Genomic DNA, 16,997 nt, shown 5'->3' on the forward strand with positions numbered 1-16,997 from the left:
AGCCCAGGGGAAGTGGTTCAGCGGACAAGCGTTTCCGCCGCCATTTGGGCCACAGCCTCAACCCCGAACAGGTTGACGACCCCGAACACCATGATCAATGCCGACCCCATCAGGGCCACCCATTGCACTGTGCCCATACGCCCGTCGATGCCATCGCTCTCTTTGCCGAAATACATGTAGAACACGATCCGCAAATAATAGAACGCACCGATGACCGAGGCGACAGCCCCCGCAATCGCGAGCCATGTCATCCCGGCGTTCACCGCCGCTTGCAACACGTAAAACTTACCGAAAAAGCCCAGCATCGGCGGCACGCCTGCAAGGCTGAACATCAGCACAAGCACGGCCAAAGCCTGCAACGGCGCCTTTTTCGACAACATGTTCAAGCTGTCAATCGAGGTGACCGCATGACCGTCTCTTTCCATCGACAAGATGAACGCGAATGTACCGACATTCATGCTGACATAAATCGCCATATAGATCAGCATCGCTTCAACACCGATCACGGTGCCCGAGGCAAGGCCGATCAAGGCAAAGCCCATATGCGCGATGGATGAATAGGCCATCAGCCGTTTGATATCGCGCTGGCCAATCGCCGCAATCGCACCGACAAACATCGACAGCACAGCCAGCAGCGCAATCACTTGCCCCCATTGGCCCGGAACCGCCCCAAAGGCATCATACATCAGCCGCGCCAGCAACCCCATCGCCGCCACTTTCGGCGCCGTGGCAAAAAACGCAGTCACAGGCGTGGGCGAGCCTTCGTAAACATCCGGTGTCCACATGTGGAACGGCACAGCCGATACCTTGAACGCCAAACCGGTAATCAGGAACACAAGCCCGAACAACAGACCCAAAGGCATGTTGCCATGGCCCAGCGTTGACAGAATGCCCGCAAAATCGGTCGTGCCTGCATACCCATAGGTCAGCGACGCGCCATACAGCAAAATCCCCGACGAAAGCGAGCCAAGCACGAAATACTTTAACCCTGCCTCAGCCGATTTCACATTGTCGCGCCGGAAACTGGCCACAACATACAGCGCCAACGATTGCAGCTCTAGCCCCATGTACAAAGCAATCAGGTCACCGGCCGAAACCATGAACATCATGCCCAGAACCGAAAGCGCCACCAAAATGGGGTATTCAAACCGCATCAAACCACGGCGGGTCATAAAATCGTGGCTGATAATCAGCACCGCTGCCGCCGAAAGCAAAACCGTAACCTTGGCAAAGCGCGCAAAGGGGTCGTCGTTGAACATACCGTCAAACGCCGTGCGCTCGCCCGTGATGCCCACCCCGATCCAAAAGGCAAGCAGAATGAACAAGCCCGCCATCGCCCAGTTCAGGCTGCCTGCAAGTTTATCCTTACCCGTGTAAACCACACCCAAAAGTGCGCCCATCGCACATAGCGCCAAGGTGATTTCCGGAAGGACGGTTGAAAAATCTGTCGGGTTCATCTGTCGTCCCTCAATGCTTGGCCACTTGCACATCACCCGACGCGGGGATGGCAGCATGGTAATCAGTCACAAGCGCGCTTACCGATGGCCCGATGATATCGGTCACAAGGCTCGGATACACGCCCAATAGCAGCGTCATTGCCACCAGCGGCGCAAAAATCGCACGCTCGCGGGTGGTCATATCAGTAATGGATTTCAGGCTTTCCTTGATCAGATCGCCAAAAACCACGCGGCGGTACAGCCAGAGACCGTAAGACGCCGAAAGAATAACGCCCGAAGTCGCCACCGCAGCAACCCAGGTGTTCACCTGGAAAATACCGACCAATGTCAGGAATTCGCCAACGAAACCCGATGTCCCCGGCAGGCCGACGTTGGCCATCGTAAAGAACATAAAGATCAGCGCATAATGCGGCATCCGGTTCACCAAACCACCATAGGCGCTAATATCACGGGTGTGCATCCGGTCATAAATCACGCCCACGCAAAGGAACAGCGCGCCCGAGATAAAGCCGTGGCTGATCATCTGGAAAATCGCCCCGTCCACACCTTGCTGGTTGGCCGAGAAAATCCCCATCGTCACATAGCCCATATGCGCCACCGACGAATAGGCGATCAGCTTTTTCATGTCTTCTTGCGCCAGCGCCACCAGTGACGTGTAGACAATCGCAATCGCCGACATCCACAGCACCAAGGGGCTCAGCAAATCCGCGCCAATCGGGAACATCGGCAAACTAAAGCGCAGAAAGCCGTAACCGCCCATCTTCAGCAAAATTGCTGCCAGCACAACCGAACCCGCAGTAGGCGCCTGCACGTGTGCATCGGGCAACCAAGTATGCACCGGCCACATCGGCATTTTCACCGCAAAGCTGGCAAAGAACGCAAGGAACAACAGGGTCTGCATGCCGCCAACAATGTGGAAGCCCGCGATATTCAGCGTATCTGACGCAAAGTTATGCACCAGCAATGTCGGAATATCCGTGCTGCCCGCATCAACATACATCGCGATCATCGCAACCAGCATCAGCACCGAGCCGAGGAAGGTATAGAGGAAGAACTTGAACGCCGCGTAAACCCGCGCCTGACCACCCCAGATCCCGATAATCAGGAACATCGGGATCAGCCCGGCTTCAAAGAACAAGTAGAACAGCACAAGATCCAGTGCGCAGAACACGCCCAGCATCAGCGTTTCCAACAACAGGAACGCGATCATATATTCCTTGACGCGCGTTTCCACCGACCAGCAGGCCGCAATGGTGATCGGCATCAGGAATGTCGTCAGCATGACGAACAGCACCGAAATACCATCGACGCCCATCTTGTATTTCAGGCCAAGGATCCAGTCGTATTCCTCAACAAACTGAAAGCCTGTATCGGCGGAATTGAAACCGGCCAACACGAACAATGACACCAGAAAGGTCGTCGCGGTAGCGACCAGCGCCACCCATTTCGCATTGTTGTTTGCAGCAGCATCATTGCCCCGCAAGAACAACGCCAGAATACCCGCCGCAACCGCCGGAATAAACGTGATGATGGAAAGAAGATTATCCATTAGTGCGCGCCCCCCGAGAGCGTCATCCATGTGACAAGGACAACGATGCCCACGACCATGGCGAATGCGTAGTGAAAGATGTAACCGGATTGAACGCGCCCGGCGAGACGGGTCAGCATCGGAATGATACCCATGGCAATTCCGTTGATCGAACCGTCAATAACGCTGCCATCGCCCTTTTTCCACAACACGGCACCCAACCATTTTGCGGGGCGGACAAAGATAACGTCATACAGCTCGTCGAAATACCATTTGTTCAGCAAGAACAGGTACAGCGGCCGCTGTTGCTTGGCCAGTTTGGCCGGAAGCTCGGGGCTGCGGATGTAGAATTTCCACGCCAAGGCAAAGCCCAACAGCATCGCGATAAAAGGCGAAACCTTTACCCACACCGGCGACAAATGTGCCTCATGGATCGTATGGTTATCCGGCCCAAAGAAGATTGCGCCTTTCGGTGCGGCATGGACTATATCGCCATGTGCCGCAGCGGCAGGGGCTGCCTGGGTCTCGGTCGTGGCGGCATGGGTATCGGTCGCATGTTCGGTGGTGCTGTTGCCCTCACCTGCTGCTTCATGCTGCGCCACTTCCATACCGAACCAGCTGTGCACCTTGTCCAGATCGCCAAAGAAAGAGCTGTACCACAGCATCCCCGAGAAGGTCGCCCCCAACGCCAGAACGCCCAGCGGGATCAGCATCACTTTCGGGCTTTCATGTGCATGGTCATGCGTATGATGGTCGCCACGTGGCGCGCCATAGAATGTCAGGAACATCAGGCGCCAGCTGTAGAAACTTGTCATAAAGGCCGCAATCACCAGCATCCAGAACGCAAAGTGAGACCCGACAAAGGCGCTTTCAATAATCGCGTCCTTAGACACAAAGCCCGCAAAACCAAACCAGCCTGTCAACGGAATACCAACGCCGGTAATCGCCAAAGTGCCGATCATCATCGCGCCAAAGGTCAGCGGAATTTTCTTACGCAAACCGCCATAGTTCCGCATGTCTTGCTCATGGTGCATCGCATGGATAACCGAGCCCGCACCCAGAAACAGCATCGCTTTGAAAAACGCATGCGTAAACAGGTGGAACATCGCAACCGGATAGGCACCAACGCCTGCGGCCACGAACATATAGCCAAGCTGCGACATCGTCGAATAAGCGATCACGCGTTTGATATCGTTCTGTACCAGACCGATCGTCGCCGCAACAAAGGCAGTCAACGCGCCCAAAACAGTGATAAAGGCCAAGGCTTGCGGTGCATATTCAAAGATAGGCGACATGCGGCAAACCAGAAAAACGCCGGCCGTAACCATGGTCGCCGCGTGGATCAGCGCCGAAACAGGTGTCGGGCCTTCCATCGCGTCTGGCAACCAAGTGTGCAGGAACAGCTGCGCCGATTTCCCCATTGCGCCGATAAACAACAGCACACCAATCAGGTTGGCCGCGTTCCATTCGGTCCACAGGAAATGCAGGTTCGTTTCGGCCAGCATCGGGCCTGCTGCAAACACGTCATCCATGCGGATGCTGTCAGTCAGGAAGAACAGCGCGAAAATGCCCAAGGCAAAGCCAAAGTCGCCCACGCGGTTTACCACGAACGCTTTGATCGCTGCAGCATTGGCCGAAGGCTTGCGATAGTAAAAGCCGATCAGCAGATACGAGGCAACGCCCACGCCTTCCCAGCCAAAGAACATCTGCACAAGGTTGTCAGCCGTCACCAGCATCAACATCGCAAAGGTAAAGAACGACAGATAAGCGAAAAACCGCGCCTTATAATGCTCGTGATGGGTCCAGTTATCGTCATGCGCCATATAGCCAAAGCTGTACAAATGCACGAGCGCCGAAACCGTGTTGATCACCACCAACATGATCGCAGTCAAACGGTCCAGACGGATGCCCCATTCCGTGGTCAGCGATCCGGATTCAATCCAGCGCAACACCGTAATATGCTGCACGACATCGATATGCCCCAGGAAAATGATCCACGACAGAAACGCCGCCAGAAACACAAGGCCCGTGGTGATAACCTGGCCTGCAAACTCACCAATCCAGCGCCAGCCAAAGCCGCAGATCAGGGCGCCGATAAGCGGCGCAAAAAGGATGATCGTTGCCATAAGCTTAGCCTTTCATCACGTTGACGTCTTCGACGTCGATGGTGCCACGGGTCCGGAAGAAGGTGACAAGAATTGCAAGGCCAATAGAGGCCTCGGCCGCGGCCACCGTCAGGACGAACATAGTAAAGATCTGCCCGACCAGATCACCGTGAAACGATGAAAAGGCCACAAGGTTGATGTTTACCGACAGCAGCATCAACTCAATCGACATCAAAATAACGATCACGTTCTTCCGGTTCAGGAAGATGCCAAAGATCCCAACGACAAACAGCGCCGCTGCAACTGCCAAGTAATGCTCTAATCCAACCATTTTCGTCCCTCCGGGTCATTTGCCCGATTTTTCTATTCGTCGTCTCGGCCACCGGCCAGCGATCTGCGTAGGGTGTGCTTCAGCGCACTGCCCCTTACAACCCCTGCCCCGGCTTCACATCTTTCAGTTCCATCGCCTTTGCCGGGTCACGCCACATCTGATGCATTACATTCTGGCGCTTGACGTCTTTGCGGTGACGGATGGTCAAAACAATCGCGCCGATCATAGCCACCAGCAAGATCATGCCGGCAAGTTGGAACAACATCAGATACTTGTCGTAAATCAGCAAGCCAATCGCCCGCGTGTTTTCGATTTGCGCCATATCCGGTGTCACTGCCTTGCGCAGCCCCATTGCCCCGTCGGCCGATACCCAGGCACCAATGCCAATGCCAAGCTGCATCAACAAAACAACCCCGATCAGCAACGCAATCGGCATGTATTTCGCCATCTCGCCTTTCAGCTCGGCGAAATCGACGTCCAGCATCATCACCACAAACAGGAACAGCACCGCGACCGCGCCGACATAAACGATGATCAACAGCATCGCCACAAATTCAGCGCCCAGCAGAACGAACAGACCCGCCGATGACAGAAACGCAAGGATCAGCCACAACACCGAATGCACAGGGTTGCGCGAGACGGTTACCAAAACCCCGGCCGTCAGGGCCGTCAGGGCAAAGGCGTAAAACGCCAGATCGACAACGGTCATTCTTTTGTCTCCTCATCTTCGGCAAAGACAGATTGCGCAATCTCCAGCGCCTTATGCATCGCGGGCAAACCGCCGAACATACTCATTTGCCAGATCACTTCGGCGATATGGCGTCGTGTTGCACCGGCGGCCAGGGCTTGGCGGATTGTCAGGCGCAACTGCGGCTCGGCCTGTGCGCCCAAAACCGTCAGCGCCGCAATCGTCACCAGCAGCCGTGTCCGCGCGTCAAGCCCTTCGGGGTTGAAGGTTTTGCCAAACCACATTTCCAGCATATCAGGCGACATGGCGGGAAACAGCTTTTCAAAGCCTTTCACATCCATGCCTTGCATGGCCGGCGAAAAGGCCTTGGCCATTTCCTGCCCCTGCGCCATCATCGCGGCGAACATTTTGCTAAGATCTTCATTCATCTGTAGGGCGCATCCATTTCAAGGTTGCGGGCAATTTCTGCCTCCCAACGGTCGCCGTTATCCAGCAGCTTTTCCTTGTTGTAAAACAGCTCTTCGCGGGTCTCGGTGGCAAACTCGAAATTCGGGCCTTCAACAATCGCATCCACCGGGCACGCCTCTTGGCAGAACCCGCAATAGATGCATTTGGTCATGTCGATGTCATAGCGCGTGGTGCGGCGGCTGCCATCCTCGCGCGGTTCGGCGTCAATCGTGATTGCCTGCGCGGGGCAAACTGCTTCGCACAGCTTGCAGGCAATGCAACGCTCTTCGCCATTCGCATAGCGGCGCAGCGCGTGCTCGCCCCGAAAACGCGGGCTAAGCGGCCCTTTTTCATGCGGATAGTTCAGCGTCGACTTGGGCGCAAAGAAATACTTGAACCCCAATCCAAAGCCTTTGATGAAATCAAACAGCAGGAAGTATTTCGTAGCCCGGGTCCAATCAACAGGACGTTTGGCGAGTGCGCGGGTCTCAACCATGATCAGCCTCCAATCGCCCAGCGGGCCCAAAAGCCGCCGAGAACTTCAAATTTCGCCAAGAACGATACCAGCACAACCCAACCCAGCGACAACGGCAGAAACACCTTCCAACCAATGCGCATCAACTGGTCATAGCGGTAGCGCGGCACAATCGCCTTCACCATAGCAAACATGATGAAGAAAAACGCCATCTTCCCAACCATCCACAGCACACCATCAGGCAAGCCGGGAATAGGCGACAACCAGCCGCCAAAGAACAACAGCGAAATCAGCGCGCACATCAGGAAGATCGCGATATATTCGCCCGCCATGAACAACAGGTAAGGCGTCGAGGAATATTCAACCATAAAGCCTGCAACCAGTTCCGATTCAGCCTCGGGCAGATCGAACGGCGGGCGGTTGGTTTCGGCCAAGGCACTGATAAAGAACAAAAACACCATCGGGAAATGCGGCAGCCAGTACCAGTTCAGCAACCCATAATCGCCATCCTGCGCCGCCACAATCGCCCCGAAATTCATCGAGCCGGTCGAGATGATGATGCCGATGATGATCAGCCCCAAAGACACCTCATAGGAAATCATCTGCGCAGCCGACCGCAGCGACCCAAGGAACGGATATTTCGAGTTCGAGGCCCAGCCCCCCATGATCACGCCATACACCTCAAGCGAGGAGACCGCGAAAACAAACAGGATCGCCACGTTGATATCCGACAATACCCAGCCTTCGTTGAACGGAATAACCGCCCAGGCCAGCACCGCCAGTACAAAAGACAGCATCGGCGCCAGGAAAAACACGGCACGGTCAGCACCCGCCGGCACAACGATTTCCTTAACCACGTATTTCAGCGCATCGGCCACCGATTGCAGCAGGCCCCAAGCGCCTACCACGTTCGGCCCGCGCCGCATTTGCACAGCGGCCCAAACCTTACGGTCGCCATAGACAAGAAACAGCAGTGAAATCATCACGAAAGCGATGACCAAAAGGCATTGCGCTATGATCAGCAATGTCATTCCCAAGCCGGTTTGTAGAAATTGATCCATGGCGCCCTTACCCTTCGGCCTTATTCGTCAGTGTCATCGTCATATCGTCGGTATCCCTTGTGCGCCGCAATCGCGGACCGTCACCTCGGCGTCAATCGTCGCAGACCCGCGGGGCAGCGCAGCTGAGATGGTGTAAACCGCATCGCCGCGCCAATTACCACCCGTTTGTGCTACCGAAGTGCGCACATGCCGCGCAAATCCAAAACCCCGGATCAGCGCATATTGCGCAGCCGCGCAACGGGCATAGGCATCTACATCGGCTCTGTCCCGCGCGCCCTTCATGGCCACGTGAAAATTCACCAAATCCCCATCCAGCAGCACGGTTTGTATGCCGCCATAGGTTGGCGTAAACGCAGCCTGTTTGGCCACATCCCCTTGCGCACCAACGCAGCCTGACAGGCTGGCCATGGCCAGCGCTGAAAGGGTGATTTGGGCGATACGGGTCATGGTTACTCGGCCGCCATCGGTTTTGCGGCCCGTGCTTTGGCCTGCGCCGAAAGCTCGCCCATCAGGCTTGATGACCGTGCAATCGGGTTGGTCAGATAGAAATCGCGCACCGCATTGCGGAAATCGGCTTGCCCCGGATCGCGCAGCGGAATGCGTACCCAATCATTTTCGGCCACCACGTCAATCTCGCCCAAATGCGGTGCCGCTTTGACAACCGCTTTGCGCAAGGCGGCCAAGCTGTCCCACGGCAAAACCGCACCCAGCTCACCAGACAAGGCGCGCAAAACAGCCCAGTTTTCCTTGGCCTCACCCGGTGCAAACCCTGCACGCGCCGCCAGTTGCGGACGGCCCTCGGTGTTCACAAACAGACCCGATTCCTCGGTATAGGCCGCACCCGGCAAGATGATATCGGCGCGATGCGCACCGCGATCACCATGGCTGCCTTGATAAATCACAAAGGCACCTGCCGCGATTTCAACTTCATCCGCACCAAGGTTATAGATCACCTCGGCACCGTCCAGCGCATCTGTCAAACCGTTCTCGGTAACGGCGCCCACATCCATCGCACCAACGCGCGAGGCAGCCGTGTGCAGCACCAACAGCTTGGAATTGCTGTCTTCGGCCAGTTTCATCGCCTGTGACAGAACAGCCTCGCCATCGGCCTCATTCAAGGCGCCCTGCCCGATGATGATCAGCGAAGGATTGGCCTTAATCTCATCCGTGCATTTGGTGTTGGCCAGTTTGACCAAAGTCGCGCGGTCTGTGCCTTTATGCGCATAATCATACGTCAGATCAACAGCTTGACCGACAAGATCAATGTTGCAACCATGGCTCCAGGCCTTGCGGATACGGGCGTTCAACACTGGCGCCTCGGTGCGCGGGTTGGTGCCGATCAGCATGATATACTTGGCGGTATCAATATCTTCGATAGCCGCATTGCCAACATAGGCCGAGCGGTTGCCCGCAGGCAGTTTCGCCTTATCGGTGCGGCATTCAACCTTGCCGCCCATGCCTTCAACCAGGGTTTTCAGGCTGAACGCAGCCTCAACCGGTGCCAGATCACCGACCAAGCCAACAACTTTCTTGCCCTTCATCGCCGCAGCAGCCGCTTGCAGCGCCTCCCCCCAACCCGCTTTGCGCAGCTTGCCGTTTTCACGGATATACGGCGTATCAAGACGCTGACGGCGCAGACCATCCCAGACGAAACGGGTTTTATCGGAAATCCATTCCTCGTTCACACCATCATGGTTGCGCGGCAAAATCCGCATCACTTCGCGGCCTTTGGTATCGACGCGGATGTTGGACCCCAAAGCATCCATCACGTCGATGGTTTCGGTCTTGGTCAGCTCCCAAGGCCGCGCAGTAAAGGCATAGGGTTTCGAGGTCAGCGCACCAACGGGGCAAAGATCAATGATATTGCCTTGCAGGTTGCTATCCAGCGTCGCGCCCAAATAGGTTGTAATTTCAGCATCTTCGCCACGGCCGGTCTGGCCCATGGTCAAAATGCCCGCCACTTCGGATGTAAAGCGCACACAGCGCGTACAGGAAATGCAGCGCGTCATTGTCGTGGCCACCAGCGGCCCCAGATCCAGATCTTCAGACGCGCGTTTCGGCTCGCGGTAGCGGCTGAAATCGACGCCATAGGCCATCGCCTGGTCTTGCAAATCACACTCGCCGCCTTGGTCGCAAATCGGGCAATCCAGCGGGTGGTTGATCAGCAAAAACTCCATCACGCCTTCGCGCGCCTTTTTCACCATGGGCGAGTTGGTTTTCACCACAGGCGGCTGGCCTTCCGGGCCGGGGCGCAAGTCTTTGACCTGCATCGCACAGCTTGCCGCAGGCTTTGGCGGGCCGCCAACAACCTCAACCAGACACATCCGGCAGTTGCCTGCGATGGTCAGCCGCTCATGGTAGCAAAAGCGCGGAATTTCCACGCCCGCCACTTCGGCAGCTTGGATCAGCGTCATCGCGCCTTCCACCTCAACCTCAATGCCGTCAATTATGATCTTCTTCAGGTTGGACATGCCATTACTCCGCAGCAACTTCAGCGCATCCGTGGGTTTTCCACGCCTGTGCCTCTTTCAAATAGGACCAGCCAAAGGCCGCATCACTATCGCCATGTTCTTGTTTATACGCCAGCTTCTCCAGCGCTTCGTCCAGTGTCGGGCGGTGGCCCGCAGGCACCCACCACATCACAAAATGCATCTTTCCCAAAACCTCGAACCATTCGGCCCGCCGGTCATAAAACTGTTTATGGACGGTTTTCCAGACAAAACTCTCAAGGCTCGCCACATCATCCCAAACCGTCAGGTTTGAAACAAACTGCGGGTCACCACCAATCGCCGTATCGGTATTCCCCGTCCCCGGCTCACCCGAGCCTTCCATCATCCAGACAAAGCCCGGCATCCGTTTGCCAAGCCCGTTAATCTTATCAAGGCCCGCCATAAAATCGGCCACACGCGGGTCATCGGTCGGGGCCAGCAAGCGGCCGATGTTCAATTCGGCAAGCTGCATCATGCGCAGCCCTCCACGATCAACCAAGTGTCACCCTGAAAACGGTCACGGATAGAGCTTTTGGCGCGGCTTACACAAAAGCGGTCAGCCGCGCGCCGCGCCTCGGCACCTTCCCAGTTTTCAAAGGGCCGACCGATACGCGCCACTTCAATCGCCCCCGTCGGCCGTTTCGCCACAGCATAGCTTACCCCGTCCAACACAATCGGCCCACGCGCCACCGGGGCGGGCGTGGAAACGCAGGCCGAAAGGGCCAGCGCGCCAAGTGTCAAAGGGTAAGCCGTGTGCATCATTCGGCAGCCATAGCCCCCATGCGACCGGTTTTCTGCGCCTTGATGCGGTCTTCGATTTCCTCACGGAAATGCCGCACGAGGCCTTGGATCGGCCAAGCCGCCGCATCACCCAATGCGCAAATCGTGTGGCCTTCAACCTGCTTGGTCACCGACAACAGCATGTCGATTTCCTCAACCTCGGCCTCGCCCCGCACCAAACGGTCCATCACGCGCATCATCCAGCCCGTGCCTTCGCGGCAAGGCGTACACTGGCCGCAAGACTCGTGCTTATAGAACTTTGACAACCGCCAGATCGCCTTAATCACATCGGTCGATTGATCCATTACGATCACCGCCGCTGTGCCAAGGCCCGAGCGCTGCTCACGCAGCCAGTCGAAATCCATGATCGCATCATCGCATTGCGCCGCGTTCAGCATCGGCACCGAAGACCCGCCAGGAATAACCGCCTTGATATTCTTCCAGCCGCCCCGCACGCCACCACAGTGACGGTCCAAGAGTTCACGCAAGCTGATAGACATCGCTTCTTCGACGACACAGGGGTTCACCACATGGCCCGAAATACCGAACAGCTTGGTCCCCGCATTGTTCGGGCGGCCAAAACCGGCGAACCAATCCGCGCCACGGCGCAGAATGGTTGGCACAACAGCAATGGATTCCACGTTATTCACAGTGGTCGGGCAACCATAAAGGCCTGCCCCCGCAGGGAATGGCGGCTTCATCCGCGGCATACCCTTTTTGCCCTCAAGGCTTTCCAGCAGCGCCGTTTCTTCGCCGCAGATATAGGCGCCTGCCCCGTGATGCACATAGCAATCAAAGTCAAACCCCGAACCACAGGCGTTCTTACCAATCAGGCCTGCGTCATAGCATTCGTCAATCGCGGCCTGCAGCGCCTCTTTCTCGCGGATATATTCGCCGCGAATATAGATGTAGCAGGCATTCGCCCCCATCGCGAAAGAGGCAATCATCGCGCCTTCGATCAGCGTATGCGGGTCATGGCGCATGATCTCGCGGTCTTTGCAGGTGCCAGGCTCGGACTCATCGGCGTTGATCACCAGATAAGACGGGCGACCATCCGATTCCTTGGGCATGAACGACCATTTCAGACCGGTCGGAAAGCCCGCCCCGCCACGGCCCCGCAGGCCAGACGCCTTGATCTGGTCCACCAACCAGCCGCGGCCATTGGCGATAAACCCTGCCGTGCCGTTCCAATGCCCACGCTTTTTGGCGCCAGCAAGGGTGCGGTCATGCATCCCGTAAAGATTGGTAAAGATCCGATCTTGATCTTTCAGCATGTCATGCCCTCAATTTTTCTCGGACGCGGCTTTTTGCCGACGCCAAATTCTATACGTTACAACCATCGTCCAAAGGAAAGCGGCAAAGGCCAGCATATCAAACAGGAAAACAAAGCGCGTTTCCCACCCGAAATGCCCGCCCAACCACTGCGCCCCCAACCACAGCGCCATTGTGCCAACCAGCACAATCGCCACCAAACGCGAATCCCGCGCGTTCTGGATCTCTGTTTTGCTGGGCGCAGCTTTCACCTTCAGTATACCCCGCCTTTATCGACACGTTTCGAAAACTCGGTCGCGCCACCCGCCGCCAAAATCTTGGCCTGCTCAACCCAGGTATCGCGGGTCACGCGGCCTTTAAAGCCTTCAAGGTTTTCATCAACCCAGGCCACTTCGGCCTCGGTCCAATTCGCGATCTGGTCAAAATGGTAAAAGCCAAGGCTGTTACACAGAATTTCCAGCTTCGGCCCGATGCCTTTGATTTGCTTCAAATCATCGGCTTTGCCATCGCGCGCGGCAGCCAGACCTTCGGGTTTGGACCCGACGCTTGCCTCACTGGCTGCAGGTGCAGCCTTGGTTTCCTTAGCCGCGACCTTGGCTTTTTCCGCTGGCGCAGCTTTTGCCGGCTTCGGCTCGGCCTTGGCCGCTTTGGCAGGCTTGCCGCCCGATTTACCCAGCCAAGGCGTCAAAATCGGCACCTCGGTCCCGTCAATCCGCTTGACGGTTTCGCCAATATCAACGGCCGCCTGCACGCTGGCGTTATACTGTTTACGACCCGCCTCATAGTCCTTCAGGCTGGTCAAACCGGCCAAAGGTTCAGAGGCATAGCGCCCGTTCTGCGGGCCGGGAACCGGCACCTCGCCTTTGGAAAAGCGCGCGATCAGGTCGCGCAGGCTGTCGGGTGTCAGGTCTTCGTAATAATCCTTGCCGATCTGGGCCATCGGCGCATTGGTGCAGGCCCCAAGGCATTCCACCTCTTCCCACGAAAACTTGCCATCCGCCGACAATGTATGCGGCTTTTCATTGATCAGTTCTCTGCAGACAGCAACCAGATCCTCGGCGCCGCAAATCATGCAGGACGTGGTGCCGCAAATCTGGATATTCGCAATAGAACCAACAGGTTGCAATTGGAACATAAAGTAGAACGTCGCCACTTCCAACGCGCGAATATAGGCCATGCCCAGCATATCGGCGATATGTTCAATCGCGGGGCGTGTCAGCCAGCCCTCTTGCTCTTGCGCACGCCACAACAGCGGAATAATCGCGCTCGCCTGCCGCCCCTCGGGGTATTTCGTTATCTGCCCCTGCGCCCATTCCAGATTGGCGGGCGTAAAGGCGAAAGTAGCAGGCTGTTCTTTGTGCAAGCGACGCAGCATCATGCGGCTCCGTTGGTTTTCAGCGCGGCAACGCATAGGGCAAACGCACCAAGCGCCGCCCCACCACTGCTGAGATGTTTCATATAAAGTTCACCCGAGCGGGCATAGAGAGCGGCACCGGCAAGCGCCAAATTGCGGTCAGATGTCACCCCGAACCGATGGGTCAGAAAGCCAAGCCCCGCAACCCGATCACGCAAGCCCATAGCCACGACGCCGCCCAATACGGCGACCCCGGCCCAAGCCTTTGCACTGGTTGCGCTTGTCAGGTCCATCAGCGGTCAATCTCTCCGAATACCACGTCCATCGTACCGATGATCGCGGCCACATCGGCCAGTTGGTGGCCTTTGCAAATGTAATCCATCGCTTGCAGGTGCAAAAAGCCCGGTGCGCGGATCTTGGCGCGGTAAGGTTTGTTGCTGCCATCTGCGACCAGATAGACGCCGAACTCGCCCTTCGGCGCCTCAACAGCGGCATAAATCTCACCGGCAGGCACGTGGAACCCTTCGGTATACAGCTTGAAGTGATGGATCAGCGCTTCCATCGAGGTTTTCATCTCACCGCGTTTCGGCGGCGTGATTTTGCCCCGCGCCAGCACATCGCCCGGTTCTTTGCGCAGCTTGGCCAGCGCCTGACGGATGATCGAGGTGCTTTCGCGCATTTCCTGCATCCGGCACAGATAGCGGTCATAGCAATCGCCATTCTTGCCAACCGGCACCTTAAACTCAAATTCATCATAGCATTCATAGGGTTGCGCGCGGCGCAAATCCCAGGCAAGGCCCGAACCACGCACCATCACCCCCGAGAAACCCCAATCAAGGATGTCCTGCTCGGACACAACACCGATATCGGCGTTGCGCTGCTTGAAGATACGGTTTTCGGTCAGCAACCCGTCAATATCGTCCAAAACGCGCGGGAATTCCTGTGCCCAAACGTCCATATCTTCGATCAGATCGGGCGTCAGGTCTTGGTGCACACCACCGGGGCGGAAATAGGCGGCGTGCAGACGCGCACCACAAGCCCGCTCATAAAACACCATCAGCTTTTCACGCTCTTCAAAACCCCAGAGCGGCGGCGTCAGCGCGCCAACGTCCATCGCCTGCGTCGTCACGTTCAGCAAGTGGTTCAAAACGCGGCCGATTTCCGAAAACAGCACGCGGATCAACTGCGCACGGCGCGGCACCTCGACACCGGTCAGCTTTTCAATCGCCAAGCACCAGGCATGTTCCTGGTTCATCGGCGCCACATAATCCAGCCGGTCAAAATACGGCAGGTTTTGCAGATAGGTCCGGCTTTCCATCAGCTTTTCGGTGCCACGGTGCAGCAAGCCGATATGCGGGTCGCAGCGTTCGACAATCTCTCCGTCCAACTCTAGCACAAGCCGCAAAACACCATGCGCAGCAGGGTGTTGCGGGCCAAAGTTCAAGTTGAAATTGCGGATCTTCTGCTCGCCTGTCAGCGCGTCGTTGAAGTTGCCATCCATCATAGCCTAGCCTCACCCATGTTCCTGCGCCAATTCTCGGGTAGGTCCGAAAAATGGCGGGCGACAAATTCATATTGCGGGCGCAGATATGCGCGCGCACGGTCTCTATGCTCTGGCGACATCGCAACAGATACGCCAACATGCACCGGCTGCGCAAAATTTGCAGCCTTATAGTCTATATTCAAAAACGCGCAAACACGGGCCACACCGGCCGGCGTCAACAGCTCTTCCATAAACATGATCAACAGCTTGGCCGGATCAACCGCCGCATTCAGCCGCCGTATCGCGCCCTCGTAATCGCCGCGTTCGGTCATGCTGCTTTTCTGGCCTTGCAGCACCCGCTCCATCATCACATTGCAGGTCGAGGCCAGCGCGTCAGCACTGTCGCAAACCCGGCGTGACAGCATCCGCACATGGCTCCATAGCCGCGCCACGGGGTCGCGCATCACATAGATGAACCGCGTCTCTTTTGACAGGCGTGCCATTTGCTTCAACCGCTTGATCGGCAGCAAGGCATAGGCAGGCGTCACATCGGCAACCAAGGAATGGCGGTCCATGCCCCAAGTCAGATAGCCAAGATAGTTGGCAGTATTTTCTGCCCGCTCTTTCAACACCTTATGCCAATCCAGCACATCTTGCATCTTGTCCGCCGCACGGCGATGCTGGGCACCTTTCGCCACCCCTAGCCGGTCACGCAAGCGCGCCATCTGGTTGCGCTGCACCACCAATTGCTGCCGGAATGCCTTGGATTCGAGCGTGTCGAAATAGTGCAGCTCTTTGATCGAGCGCACATGGCATTCCGGATGGTCGGCAAGATAATCGAACAACCAGCTGGTGCCCGATTTCGTTGCCCCCACACAAAACAATATGGTTGGTTCCTTGCTCACCCGCTCAGCCCTTGGCCTTGTCATCGCCCGGCAGCACGTATTTCGCGCCCTCCCACGGGCTCATGAAATCGAACTGGCGGTATTCTTGTACCAGCTTGACCGGCTCATATATCACGCGCTTTTGCGCCTCGTCATAGCGCACTTCGGTATAGCCCGTGGTCGGGAAATCCTTGCGCAGCGGGTGGCCGCGAAACCCGTAATCCGTCAAGATCCGGCGCAAATCGGGGTGGCCCGAAAACAGGATGCCAAACATATCATAGACTTCACGCTCAAACCAATTGGCCGAAGGGTGAACAGATGTGATCGACGGCACCATTTCGTCTTCACGCACCGCCGCTTTAACGCGGATACGGTGGTTTTGATACATCGACAAGAAATGGTAAACCACGTCAAACCGCGCCCCCACCCGCTCGGGGTGGTCAACGGCGGTAATATCGACAAGCGTCGAAAATTTGCAGCTGCTGTCGGTTTTCAGAAAATCAACAAAGGGCACCAGCGCGCGCGGCGCAACAACAACCGTCAGCTCGCCATTGATAATGGCGGTTGAAACGATCGCATCAGGTTGGCGCAGTTCCAGCTGGGCGGCAAGTTCGGTCAGGGCTTCGGTCATGTCTCTCTCCCC

At 56.7% G+C, this 16,997-nt stretch carries 19 protein-coding genes; all 19 read right to left on the minus strand.

The window, feature by feature from the left end; genetic code table 11:
* Window positions 1–17 precede the first annotated feature (17 nt).
* A complete protein-coding gene (gene nuoN / locus AKU79_RS05750; RefSeq protein ID WP_050522597.1) occupies window positions 18–1,457 on the minus strand; it encodes an NADH-quinone oxidoreductase subunit NuoN in 1,440 nt (479 codons plus the stop codon).
* Between the two features lie 10 nt (window positions 1,458–1,467).
* Complete coding sequence (locus AKU79_RS05755) at window positions 1,468–3,006, minus strand: NADH-quinone oxidoreductase subunit M (RefSeq protein ID WP_050522598.1); 1,539 nt, start codon at window positions 3,004–3,006, stop codon at window positions 1,468–1,470.
* Complete coding sequence (nuoL, locus tag AKU79_RS05760) at window positions 3,006–5,111, minus strand: NADH-quinone oxidoreductase subunit L (protein WP_050522599.1); 2,106 nt, start codon at window positions 5,109–5,111, stop codon at window positions 3,006–3,008. Before nuoL ends, AKU79_RS05755 begins: the two co-directional genes overlap by 1 nt.
* A 4-nt stretch (window positions 5,112–5,115) precedes the next feature.
* Window positions 5,116–5,421: an NADH-quinone oxidoreductase subunit NuoK gene (gene nuoK, locus AKU79_RS05765; RefSeq protein WP_050522600.1), complete on the minus strand. Its 306-nt coding sequence runs from the start codon at window positions 5,419–5,421 to the stop codon at window positions 5,116–5,118.
* Window positions 5,422–5,515: 94 nt separating this feature from the next.
* A complete protein-coding gene (locus AKU79_RS05770; RefSeq protein ID WP_050522601.1) occupies window positions 5,516–6,130 on the minus strand; it encodes an NADH-quinone oxidoreductase subunit J in 615 nt (204 codons plus the stop codon).
* Window positions 6,127–6,537, minus strand: coding sequence for a carboxymuconolactone decarboxylase family protein (locus AKU79_RS05775; RefSeq protein WP_050522602.1), 411 nt, complete (start codon window positions 6,535–6,537; stop codon window positions 6,127–6,129). Before AKU79_RS05775 ends, AKU79_RS05770 begins: the two co-directional genes overlap by 4 nt.
* Window positions 6,534–7,052 (minus strand): NADH-quinone oxidoreductase subunit NuoI, encoded by a 519-nt coding sequence (nuoI, locus tag AKU79_RS05780; protein WP_050522764.1) that lies wholly within the window; start codon window positions 7,050–7,052, stop codon window positions 6,534–6,536. The genes AKU79_RS05775 and nuoI overlap by 4 nt, the downstream gene beginning before the upstream one ends.
* A 2-nt stretch (window positions 7,053–7,054) precedes the next feature.
* The gene (gene nuoH / locus AKU79_RS05785) at window positions 7,055–8,092 is read right to left on the minus strand and encodes an NADH-quinone oxidoreductase subunit NuoH (RefSeq protein WP_050522603.1); all 1,038 of its coding nucleotides are present in this window, start codon (window positions 8,090–8,092) and stop codon (window positions 7,055–7,057) included.
* A 39-nt stretch (window positions 8,093–8,131) separates the two neighbouring features.
* Window positions 8,132–8,539 carry a hypothetical protein gene (locus AKU79_RS05790; RefSeq protein ID WP_050522604.1) on the minus strand — a complete coding sequence of 136 codons (408 nt, stop codon included), beginning with the start codon at window positions 8,537–8,539 and terminating at the stop codon, window positions 8,132–8,134.
* A 2-nt stretch (window positions 8,540–8,541) separates the two neighbouring features.
* Entirely contained in the window at window positions 8,542–10,563 is a 2,022-nt protein-coding gene (nuoG, locus tag AKU79_RS05795) for an NADH-quinone oxidoreductase subunit NuoG (RefSeq protein WP_050522765.1), read from the minus strand.
* 4 nt (window positions 10,564–10,567) lie between these two features.
* Entirely contained in the window at window positions 10,568–11,053 is a 486-nt protein-coding gene (locus AKU79_RS05800) for a DUF3291 domain-containing protein (RefSeq protein WP_050522766.1), read from the minus strand.
* The gene (locus tag AKU79_RS05805) at window positions 11,053–11,343 is read right to left on the minus strand and encodes a hypothetical protein (protein ID WP_050522605.1); all 291 of its coding nucleotides are present in this window, start codon (window positions 11,341–11,343) and stop codon (window positions 11,053–11,055) included. The genes AKU79_RS05800 and AKU79_RS05805 overlap by 1 nt, the downstream gene beginning before the upstream one ends.
* Entirely contained in the window at window positions 11,340–12,635 is a 1,296-nt protein-coding gene (gene nuoF, locus AKU79_RS05810; RefSeq protein ID WP_050522606.1) for an NADH-quinone oxidoreductase subunit NuoF, read from the minus strand. The genes AKU79_RS05805 and nuoF overlap by 4 nt, the downstream gene beginning before the upstream one ends.
* Window positions 12,636–12,644: 9 nt before the next feature.
* Window positions 12,645–12,884, minus strand: coding sequence for a DUF5337 domain-containing protein (locus tag AKU79_RS05815; protein ID WP_050522607.1), 240 nt, complete (start codon window positions 12,882–12,884; stop codon window positions 12,645–12,647).
* A gap of 2 nt (window positions 12,885–12,886) precedes the next feature.
* Complete coding sequence (gene nuoE / locus AKU79_RS05820; protein ID WP_050522767.1) at window positions 12,887–14,008, minus strand: NADH-quinone oxidoreductase subunit NuoE; 1,122 nt, start codon at window positions 14,006–14,008, stop codon at window positions 12,887–12,889.
* Complete coding sequence (locus tag AKU79_RS05825) at window positions 14,008–14,280, minus strand: hypothetical protein (protein ID WP_050522608.1); 273 nt, start codon at window positions 14,278–14,280, stop codon at window positions 14,008–14,010. Before AKU79_RS05825 ends, nuoE begins: the two co-directional genes overlap by 1 nt.
* Window positions 14,280–15,488 carry an NADH-quinone oxidoreductase subunit D gene (locus AKU79_RS05830; RefSeq protein WP_197087247.1) on the minus strand — a complete coding sequence of 403 codons (1,209 nt, stop codon included), beginning with the start codon at window positions 15,486–15,488 and terminating at the stop codon, window positions 14,280–14,282. Before AKU79_RS05830 ends, AKU79_RS05825 begins: the two co-directional genes overlap by 1 nt.
* Complete coding sequence (locus tag AKU79_RS05835) at window positions 15,488–16,375, minus strand: sulfotransferase (protein WP_050522610.1); 888 nt, start codon at window positions 16,373–16,375, stop codon at window positions 15,488–15,490. The genes AKU79_RS05830 and AKU79_RS05835 overlap by 1 nt, the downstream gene beginning before the upstream one ends.
* Window positions 16,376–16,379: 4 nt before the next feature.
* Complete coding sequence (locus tag AKU79_RS05840) at window positions 16,380–16,985, minus strand: NADH-quinone oxidoreductase subunit C (protein WP_050522611.1); 606 nt, start codon at window positions 16,983–16,985, stop codon at window positions 16,380–16,382.
* Window positions 16,986–16,997 lie beyond the last annotated feature (12 nt).

It is taken from the genome of Pseudorhodobacter wandonensis (genome assembly GCF_001202035.1).
Classification (GTDB): domain Bacteria; phylum Pseudomonadota; class Alphaproteobacteria; order Rhodobacterales; family Rhodobacteraceae; genus Pseudorhodobacter; species Pseudorhodobacter wandonensis.